We start from the raw sequence: 9237 nt of genomic DNA on the forward strand, positions 1-9237 counted from the left end.
GGGTGACATGGCGTCAATTACGCGAAGCAGAAGGGAACTGGTCGTTACGGAAAGACAGGGATTTTTGACGAAATCATCAAAAACGGGCGAGACGATCGAGGGTAGAGTAGATAACAATATCGATGTGTTACGTAATTCACTTGGGAGCCCATTAATCAGCGCAGGATCTGGAAATTTTAACGATATGATCGGCGGTCAAGCCAACTCAGTGGGGCTCGCTCGTAACGATTTCGACTCTATGTCAATTGATTGCGGGCTTCCAAAATCAACTCGTATGTACAGGACCGATGATATCGCCCAAACCGGTGTCAATGGCTTGAGAACCCATCTTTCAGAGCTTACGGATAGAGTCGATATATACCGAAACTGCGTCGCCGCATATCTATCTGATACGATCGATAGCTTTGAAATGCGCAGATATAACGACAAGATCGCCTGCGTTCATCCGCAGCCACAATCACAGCAAAAATACACATACAGCTCGATACTTTCAGATTTACAAAGCGTTGCTAGCGCCATTGGAAGCGGTGGATTAACAGACGCACAATTGAATAGTCTTAAGACTTACGCGTCAGAAGTATCGGCGCAACTTGGAAAATCGTCATGCCTTGCCTATGTGACCAATGCATTGGTCAACGGCAACGCCGCTAACGTTGACTGGACGGGCGGACAGAACACCTCATCCAAGCTGGGCGATCTTGCCCCTGGCAGTAGTCAGCTCCAGTTCAACGAGCTGATTGATAAATGGTTCCTAGGTTCCGACAACCCATCGTTGTCGGGCCTTGGCGGTAGCTATGCGAACGTTACGCACCCGTTGTTCGGCACGAGCGGCGCGCCAACTGCAAACGATGTCAACCAAGGCCGCGTAGGCGACTGTTATCTGATGGCGGCACTCGCATGTGTGGCACAGGATGAGCCGAGCAAAATTGCGTCGATGTTTACGAGTGATGGCAACGGGGTTTACGGGGTTAGGTTCTTTGATGGCCCAGGAAATCCCGTTTACGTTACTGTGAATGATGCAGTTGCTCAAAATGCTGCGGAAAATTCCTGTGATAGCTGGGTTCAAATTCTCGAGAAGGCCTTTGTAGAATACCAGCACATGAACGGCCTCGCGAATCAATATAAAGCAATTGACGGTGGCTGTGACATTGGCCTCACGGCTGTGACTGGAAGGCAAGCGGAGTCCTATGAGTGTTCCTCTTTTTCACAGACATCGTGGGATGACACGGTGAAGCAATCCATCATCAGTGGTTTGAATAATAAAACCGAGGTGATGTACGGTTGCTCTCAGAACACTACGGATCCTTCAGGCCAGATAGAGCTGGTGAACGAACACATGTTCTCTGTTCTTGGGTATGACCAATCAACCGGGGATTTTATTCTCCGGAATCCGTGGGGAAACCATAATGGCAACAATCGATACGACACTCAGTTTGAAGTGTCTGCCGATCAACTTTGGAACAAGGGTGGGGGCGGCGAAGTAATCATTTCAGATCCCGAATCTAATTGCGTTGCCAAATCCACATCCGGTGGCACGCTTGGTAGTCAGGTTAATAGCCTGGTCGCCAGTATGAGCGCGCTGCATTTTCAATCATCCGAATGGGGTGCGGCGTATACGAGGCTGCATTCGGTCGATCAGCAAATCAACACAACACAACACATATAGCGTAGGCCAAAACGCAAGGTGGATCGAAGGTGTGAAGGTCTACCACCCGGGACTGCGGCGAGGCGTCACGCGCGGATGGCGGGCGATGATCAGACGCCGCAGTGCGATTGAGCCAGCCATCGGCCACATGAAAACAGATGGCAAACTCGATCGGAACTGGCCGAAGGGAGCGCTCGGTGACGCGCTGCATGCGACACCCGTCCAACAATTTGGGGTGTTTTTTCATGAGCAAGTACAGCGTGCGGTTCAAGCGCTCGGTTGTCCTTGAACTCAACAGAATACGTTTGTTTCGTCTTCAACTCGTACCTCTGACTCTTCTCGATAAGAAAGTTCAGAGGCGACAACTACTATGACGCCGGGGGCTCATTGAGCCGATCCTCGATCCACTATTCCATGCGGATTCGTATGGTTATCGTCCCAAGCGTACCACGCATGAAGCGGTGCATCGGGTGGCGACGGCGATTGTTCAGTGGAAGACCCGAGTCATAGATCTGAATTTGCGTGCGTACTTTGACACCGTGCGGCATCACCTACTGCTCGAAAAAGTGGCGCGTCGGGTCAATGACCGGGACGCCATGCATTTGCTGAAGCTGATGCTGACGGCATCGGGTAAGCAAGGTGTTCCGCAAGGCGGGGTGATTTCGCCACTGCTCAGTAACGTCTACCTCACTGAGGTGGATCGGATGCTGGGGCGGGCGAAAGAAGCCACGCGCAATGGGAAGTATACCTACGTCGAGTATGCCCGCTTCGCTGATGATCTCGTCGTGCTGATCGATGCACACCCGCGCCATGACTGGCTGCTGGGGGCGGTAAGCAGACGACTACGGGAGGAGTTTGACAGGCTACAGGTCGAGGTGAACGAGGAGAAGAGCCGCACCGTGGATCTGAGATGCAAGGAGAGCTTCGGCTTTCTGGGGTTTGACTTCCGTCAATTCCGCAGCTTCGGGACAGGGCGTGGCGAGCGCACTACACGCCGAAGCTGAAGAAGCGTACGGCGTTACTGCGCAAGCTCAAGGAGGTGTTCCGGCGATACCAGTCACAGCCGGTAAATCCAGTAGTCTAACTGATTAATCCGGTGCTGCGGGGCTGGGTGCATTACTTCGCTATCGGGGACTCCAACGAGTGCTTCAACTTCATCAGGGACTGGGTGGAAAAGAAGATCCGGCGCCACATGGGGCGATCCCGGAACCGACGGGGCTTCGGCTGGAAGCGGTGGAGTAGGCGTTGGCTGTATGAGGAACTGGGGCTGTTCAATGGCTACAGGGTCCGCCGTACCGTCGCACCGAAAGCGCGCCCGGCATGATAGGCCCCATAAACCTTGACGTGAAGCAAACAGGAGAGCGTAGTGCGGGAAAACCGCAAGCTGCGTTCGACGTGGCGGGAGCTGGAAACGTGACTATGGCAGCCGGACTGAGGGCCACCGCGAAAGCGGTGGAAAGACCACCGGAGCCTACCGTGCGCGCGCCAGTTCTCGACCCTACCTGAGAGGGCCTGCGGGTGCGATTCCCGCGGGCTACTCACCCACGGTGTACGGGGGATCTGAGGCGGGGAATTGAAGGCGGTGGACTTGGTCTGGACGAATTGGTTCGTCACGGGGCGCAGCAAGTGATTCAATAAGCGATCGAAGCGGAGCTGGCAGAACTGATGGAGCGGTTCGCGAACGTCAAGACTTTGCACGGGCAGCGCGCCGTCGTGCGCAACGGCTGCTTGCCAGAGCGCGAGGTGTTGACAGCCGCCGGCCCGATTGCCGTGAAGGTGCCAAAAGGTGCGCGACCGATCGGGATCGGGCGTGAAGTTCAATTCGACGATTGGCCGCCGTACGTGAGGAGTCGCCTCGCGTGAGCGCAGCGCTGCCCTGGCTGTATCTGAAGGGTATCTCGACGGGCGATATGAGCGAAGCGTTGAGCGTGCTGCCAGGCGATGACGCCAAGGGCTTGTCGGCCAACGTGGTAAGCCGGCTTAAGGCGCAATGGGCCGACGAGCATGTGGCCTGGAGCCGGCGTGATCTGTCGGAGTCGCACTATGTCTATTGGTGGGTCGACGGCATTCACACGGGGCTGCGCAGCGAGAACTCCGATGGGCAATGCTTGCTCGTGATCATCGGCGTGAAACCGGACGGGAGCAAAGAGCGTGTGGCGATCGGCGATGGGTATCGCGAGACGAAAGCGTCGTGGCTGGAGCTTCTGCTCGACCTGAAAAAGCGCGGTCTGAAGGCAGGACCTCTGGCTGGCGGTCGGCGACGGCGCAATGGGCTTCTGGGCGGCGACTCGGTGCAAGACGATCGACCGGTTCAGCAGAAACTCGCCGCTTGATATCGACCGTCACGATGCTGCCCATACACCACTCTTGACGTTAGCTCTGTTTCGTGTTGCGTGAAGACAAAGAGATCGTGGATTCCGCTCATTGTGAGTGAATGAGGGCGAATGAATGAGGGGGGTGTGACTGCGGCCGCGCTCCGATGTCCCGGACCAAGATTCCCGGTTGAAACTTGCATGTAGAACAGTCATCTCATCCATCGCTTGGCTTCATGACGCCAACCCGGTTCGTGTAAGCCTGGCTGGCGGCGCAGCGGGAAGGGGATTCTGCTGCATAACCCGGGGGTGTCCGGAAGGGGAGATTTGGGGGGCCATATGCGGTTAAAGAGCGCGACGCGCGGCAATGGTCTGTATTTGGACAAGGTAGGTCGACGCAAATCAATTTGCGAGTTTGGTGCGTCGGCTACTTTTCTTTAAGCATATCCTATATTGATAGAAAACGTCGATAAGGAAATGAAAATGGCAACGGGTAAGGTTAAATGGTTCAACGATGAAAGAGGGTACGGATTCATTCAGCCAGACGACGGAAGCTGCGATCTGTTTGTGCATTACTCTGATATCCAGATAGAGGGATTCAAGACGCTACAGGATAATCAAAGGGTAACCTTCGAAGCAAAAAACGGGCCCAAGGGCAGGCAGGCGATAAGCATCCAGCCGCACTGACCATGCGCTTTCTGGTAATGCCGCGGCAGCAAGGAAGACATCGGCGCAATGCGGCATCAGGTGGCCGCCGGTAGGTGGCGTTTAATCTGGGCGAGGAGAGCTGGAACCTAACACTGGTTGATAGCCGAGGTGACACAGCGGCGGAATGGTCGCTGCGCGTGATACGGCAGCTGTCCTCATCGCGAACGCAAGGGTGCGATGCAATCCCGGCAATGCGCACGGTTCTAGAGTCCAATTCGCAGCTTGGCATGTCAATGTCATAGAGCCAGCGTGTATGGCGCCCGGATCGAAGGTTGGGCCTGGGCTGCTTTCTGTGTAGGCCTATCACCTCATGCCGGATATGATGCCACCCCTGTTATTGACGTGCTCGTTCGATACACGGCTAGCTGTTTCGTGCATGCGGATATCGCGGGTTGTGTTATTGCAACATGCAGCGAACGGGAAGGTGTTTCGGTCCACAAACGAAGTTTGACTCCATGTATTCGATCTCACCCACTAGCTCAGCGCGTTGCAATCTCGGAATCAGCTCATCGAACAGAATCCGCATCTCCATGTGCGCGAGATGTCGACCAAGGCATACGTGGCCGCCGACACCGAACGCGATATGTGGGTTGGGTCTGCGATCAATATTGAATGTGAATGGCGAAGGGAAGACTTCTTCGTCGCGATTCGCCGAGCCATAGCACAACATCAGCCAATCTCCTTTGCGAATTTTGCGGCCCCGGATATTAGTGTCGGCAGTCGCTGTACGCATGAAATGATGAACCGGCGATGCGAATCTAAGGCATTCATCGATAAAATGTGGAATGAGCGATCGATTTGCCTGAAGCTGTGGTAGCAACTCCATAAAGCGGCACAATGCCCACATTGCGACCGACGTGGACGACGACACTGTATGATGCCCTGCGGCAGCGATAATTACGTAATAGCCGAGGCGGGTTACGTCATCGATAGGCTGCCCATTGATGACCGCGTTGGCTAGCAAAGTCGCGACATCATTGCGCGGGTCCTTCCGGCGCGCTTCGTTTAAGCTTTCGAAGTACTCCCTGAAGTCGTCAACTACAGACAGGAGCGCATTGCCCGTCGCACTGCTCGCGTCGCCTTGGCGCACCGTATCGCGTGTGTATTCCTCGTCTTCACTCCCGAACATCTCGTAAGTTAGTGCAAGTATGCGAGGAAAATCCTCCTGAGGGACACCGAGAATATCCATGATTACGTGCAGTGGGTACTGCGACGCGAATGCGCCTGAAAAATCGATCACCTTTCCGTTGTGTTGCTGCAGCTTCGCGACCATCGCACGGGCTAGCGATCTAATACGGTCTTCAAGCTTGAGAATACTGTTCGGCATGAACCAGGATTGAGTCAGCGCGCGTAAACTTTTGTGTTCTTCGCCATCGATGTGCACGAGCGACCGAACAATGTTCGGTGAACCGGTCGTGGACATAATATGCTCTATCGATGCTCTAGGGCGACACACGACAGAATAATCTCCATTATGGAATAGAGAATTATTCCGTGAGATCATAGAGACGTCGGCGTGTTTTGTAATCACCCAAAACGGGTCATGCCCGGCAGCCGTCGCTCTCCCGACAGGGTTGTTTGCGCGTGCCCAAGTGTAAATTTCGTGGAGGCCATCGATGTCCGTGTGGGACTTCGGATCGACGATGCGGTTCGCTATTTCTCTTGGTAGGTCATATTTTTGCATTCTGTTTGAGTCCAGGGGAGGTTCGTGTTAGTGGACGCGCGACACGAACGAGCGTCGACGCGCGCGATGATCCAGTCTGCTAACGTAGAGAGCTCATTTCAGTTGGTGCTTGCCGATCGATTTAACTTTATCGCAGGCGGGTGCTCCCCGCGGGTGGTGGTTGGTGTGGTGGCTGTCAATTTTCGTCCGGGGTATCTAATTATCATATTATGATTTCTCATTTCATCCTTAATCCATATCAACATTGTTCTTTGATATCGACGATATTGAGAATACGCGGCGGAACGTATGCAAATTAGTGCGCGGACTGTAGTCTCCTGTTGAAGTTAAGATAATTAATTGGTGTGATGGTTTCGCCAGTTTAACCAATAAGACGCAACGCCGATCAGGAATGCCAGGAAGGTCAGAAAATTTAGTCATGCATCGAAAGTGGGGGCGTGACTCGCCAACGCTGGCAGCGTCAGTCGCGTCATTTGGGAGGATCGATCGGTGCTGTGAGTCGTTGCATTCCAGCATGTTTAGCTCTATTCAGAACTTTTGACGGATCGCGGCGCGAGCAAGGATCTGGCGATTGCTGGATGAGTCACCCACATTCGCGACGCTCGCAACAGCGGGAACCCCAAGAGACGATGTCCCAGATGCTTGTTGCCAACCGATTTCGAAATAGACGTCGGTTCGCTTGGATAAAAAGTAGTCTGTTGAAATCGTTACTTGGTTGAAGTGCTGGTTTCCGAGTATGTGTCCCGAAACGTCTTGAATGCCATTCGATTGCAAGTAGTCGTATGATGCTGCGACTGTCCACGCTTGGCTGAAACGATACATTATTCCGACATCGTAGTTGTTGAATATGACTGTTCCGTCCAGCTGAGGCAGGGCGAGATTCGCGTATTGAACATTAGAGAACGATGCTGCCACGATGACGGGGCCGATTGTGAAGTTGGATGCTACGACTACAGACTGATACGCTTGGGCGGAGGCATATCCACGGTTGATAGCACCTTGAAGAGGAGAGATTCCATTCAAATAAGCAGTAAAAAATCCTGTGCCTGGCGCTGCGGTGGGGTTCTTAAAGTACTCGAATGATGCCCCCAGTTTCAATGGCCCGTTCACGTAACCTGCACCTACCGAATAACCACTGGTAGATGTGAAGTTACCGGCAATACCACCAAAGCTGTACTCAATTCCGAAGCTCGCGCCGTAGATGTCAGGGCTCATGTATCGGACAGAATTATTCGGTCGAACCGTGTTGGACGCATTGTCCAGATCCCCTGGGTGTCCCGCCGGCGCGCCTCCGACCAGTGCTTCGGCAGTCAGCGGCTCGGGAAAGTAGAAGATCATGTCGTATTGACGTCCAAATGTCAGGCCGCCGCAGTTGTCGCTTTTGATACCGATGAAGGCTTGACGACCAAATAGCAGGCCGCCCTGACCAGCCTGACCTTGATTTAGGTTTACGCCTGACTCAAGGGTGAACGTTGCATGTAAACCGCCACTGAGGTCCTCGCTTCCGGTCAGGCCCCATCGACTTCCCATGAGGCCGCTAAGCGAGTCAAGCGAAATTCTCTTGCTATCAGCAACGTTGCTTTGGTACATAATGCCTTCGTCGAGTACACCGTAGAGATTCACAGTCCCTTGTGCTTGAGCCAAGGATGACGCACCAAATAAAGCCAGAAATATCGACCTTTCCCAACCACGCATAATTAGATTTCCAGGAGCGTGTGAGTGAGAAGCTCTGTTTCGCTCGACGACATCTGTCTGTACAGCGCTGCGACGTGCTGCCACGATTGCGCCGATGTTGGTGTGCTCCAAAATAGAGCGCTACAGCGGAAGAAAGCCACTGTATCGTTGATATGTGCAGTTGCCTCTTTGCATTTTTTGGAGATCATATCTGTGCGACTTAGGCTTTACTGTATGGCGTCCAAGGTGTCAAACGGGTTGAGCGCGAGATCGCTTCACATTTCCAGAGCACAGATCGTGCCGACTCAGATTAGTCGGCGAAAAGGAGCCACCAGGCGCAGTGCGACGTCTTCAGGTGGATTGATATCCGATGAAGATTGTCGTGCGGACCGCCCGATGTGCGACAGTCCTCATTTCGTTTGTGAGCATTTGGTCAATACGCGACAATCGACATGGGCTGAAGAGGCGTCTATTCGAACAAGAACCCTCGTAAGAGATCGTGAAGCCGGTAGCGTCCTTGACTAGTCGTGTAAAACGGGGGGCTTGTCACGAGTCGCGCTCAACAATTCGTCTCACGAGGGCGGCAGTCATGCCGCGAAGACCACCGGTGCCGAAGGTTGACATACCCCCGGAAGGCAGGGTGTGGGGACGAGGCCGTTGGAATTCCCACATCTCAATGCATCGCTCAGACGGTGGTCAAGCGATATCTGTAATCGCTTGTGGTTTCACGACGACTCATGCGGCTATCATCCTGGGCGGTCCGCGCATCAGGCGCCCGACGTTGGCCGGCGGCGCGGCCGGGGGCTATGCTTGGGCGCTGGGCCTCGACATCAAGAAGTTCTTCGGTAGTATCGAACTGGTAAATCATGATGCGACAACGAGGCTGAGCAAGGCGAGGCCGGCAACCATCGCAACTGGGCCAGGCGCTAGACTTCACCAACAAGCGCACGCGTCGCAAGGGCGTCGTCGACGAGGTGGCGTGGCGCAAGAACCGTAACAAGTCGAAGATCTGAGCTTGCCCCTGAAAAACGTATCCCTTGCTGAGGTTTAAACTGCAGCAAGGAGAAACGAAGATGAGCCAATTGAGGCGTGCGCGGTACACCCTGGAATTCAAGCTGGAGGCGGTGCGGCTGGTGAAGGCCGGCCAGAGCCTGGCAGCGGTGTCGGCGATTCTGGGGGTGTCGAGCCAGACGATCTCGAACTGGGTGCAGGCG

General features: G+C 54.2%; 7 protein-coding genes and 3 pseudogenes. 8 read left to right on the top strand and 2 right to left on the bottom strand.

What is annotated here, in order from left to right:
* Positions 1-7: 7 nt before the first annotated feature.
* The 6 genes and pseudogenes from AB3X99_RS38650 (at position 8) to AB3X99_RS38675 (ending at position 4644) form a co-directional block, all read left to right on the top strand.
* Positions 8-1666 carry a C2 family cysteine protease gene (locus AB3X99_RS38650; RefSeq protein WP_368661804.1) on the top strand — a complete coding sequence of 553 codons (1659 nt, stop codon included), beginning with the start codon at positions 8-10 and terminating at the stop codon, positions 1664-1666.
* Positions 1667-1688: 22 nt separating this feature from the next.
* Positions 1689-1859, top strand: a pseudogene (locus AB3X99_RS38655) (IS5/IS1182 family transposase); the annotation flags it as partial.
* 181 nt (positions 1860-2040) lie between these two features.
* Positions 2041-2649, top strand: a complete 609-nt coding sequence (locus AB3X99_RS38660; RefSeq protein ID WP_368661809.1) for a reverse transcriptase domain-containing protein — start codon at positions 2041-2043, stop codon at positions 2647-2649.
* A gap of 107 nt (positions 2650-2756) precedes the next feature.
* Positions 2757-2969: a hypothetical protein gene (locus AB3X99_RS38665; RefSeq protein WP_368661805.1), complete on the top strand. Its 213-nt coding sequence runs from the start codon at positions 2757-2759 to the stop codon at positions 2967-2969.
* A gap of 236 nt (positions 2970-3205) precedes the next feature.
* A pseudogene (locus AB3X99_RS38670) lies at positions 3206-3931 on the top strand (transposase); the annotation flags it as partial.
* A 509-nt stretch (positions 3932-4440) separates the two neighbouring features.
* The gene (locus AB3X99_RS38675) at positions 4441-4644 is read left to right on the top strand and encodes a cold-shock protein (protein WP_069268847.1); all 204 of its coding nucleotides are present in this window, start codon (positions 4441-4443) and stop codon (positions 4642-4644) included.
* 418 nt (positions 4645-5062) lie between these two features.
* Here AB3X99_RS38675 and AB3X99_RS38680 read toward each other — a convergent pair whose 3' ends face one another.
* Positions 5063-6349, bottom strand: a complete 1287-nt coding sequence (locus tag AB3X99_RS38680) for a cytochrome P450 (protein ID WP_069268846.1) — start codon at positions 6347-6349, stop codon at positions 5063-5065.
* 528 nt (positions 6350-6877) lie between these two features.
* Complete coding sequence (locus AB3X99_RS38685) at positions 6878-8044, bottom strand: porin (protein WP_368661806.1); 1167 nt, start codon at positions 8042-8044, stop codon at positions 6878-6880.
* Between the two features lie 887 nt (positions 8045-8931).
* Between AB3X99_RS38685 and AB3X99_RS38690 the strand changes: the two are divergent.
* Both AB3X99_RS38690 and AB3X99_RS38695 read left to right on the top strand, forming a co-directional pair.
* Positions 8932-9033: pseudogene (locus tag AB3X99_RS38690) on the top strand (IS5/IS1182 family transposase); the annotation flags it as partial.
* 63 nt (positions 9034-9096) lie between these two features.
* Positions 9097-9237, top strand: a 141-nt coding sequence (locus AB3X99_RS38695) for a transposase (RefSeq protein WP_368661810.1), incomplete at its 3' end; no start/stop codon positions are given.

This window comes from Paraburkholderia sp. BR10882, assembly GCF_040948855.1.
GTDB classification, from domain to species: Bacteria; Pseudomonadota; Gammaproteobacteria; order Burkholderiales; family Burkholderiaceae; genus Paraburkholderia; species Paraburkholderia nodosa_A.

Coding starts and splice junctions, on each gene's coding strand:
- AB3X99_RS38650 (WP_368661804.1), top strand. CDS start 8: ATGGCGTCAATTACGCGAAGCAGAAGGGAACTGGTCGTTACGGAAAGA.
- AB3X99_RS38675 (WP_069268847.1), top strand. CDS start 4,441: ATGGCAACGGGTAAGGTTAAATGGTTCAACGATGAAAGAGGGTACGGA.
- AB3X99_RS38680 (WP_069268846.1), bottom strand. CDS start 6,349: ATGCAAAAATATGACCTACCAAGAGAAATAGCGAACCGCATCGTCGAT.
- AB3X99_RS38685 (WP_368661806.1), bottom strand. CDS start 8,044: ATGCGTGGTTGGGAAAGGTCGATATTTCTGGCTTTATTTGGTGCGTCA.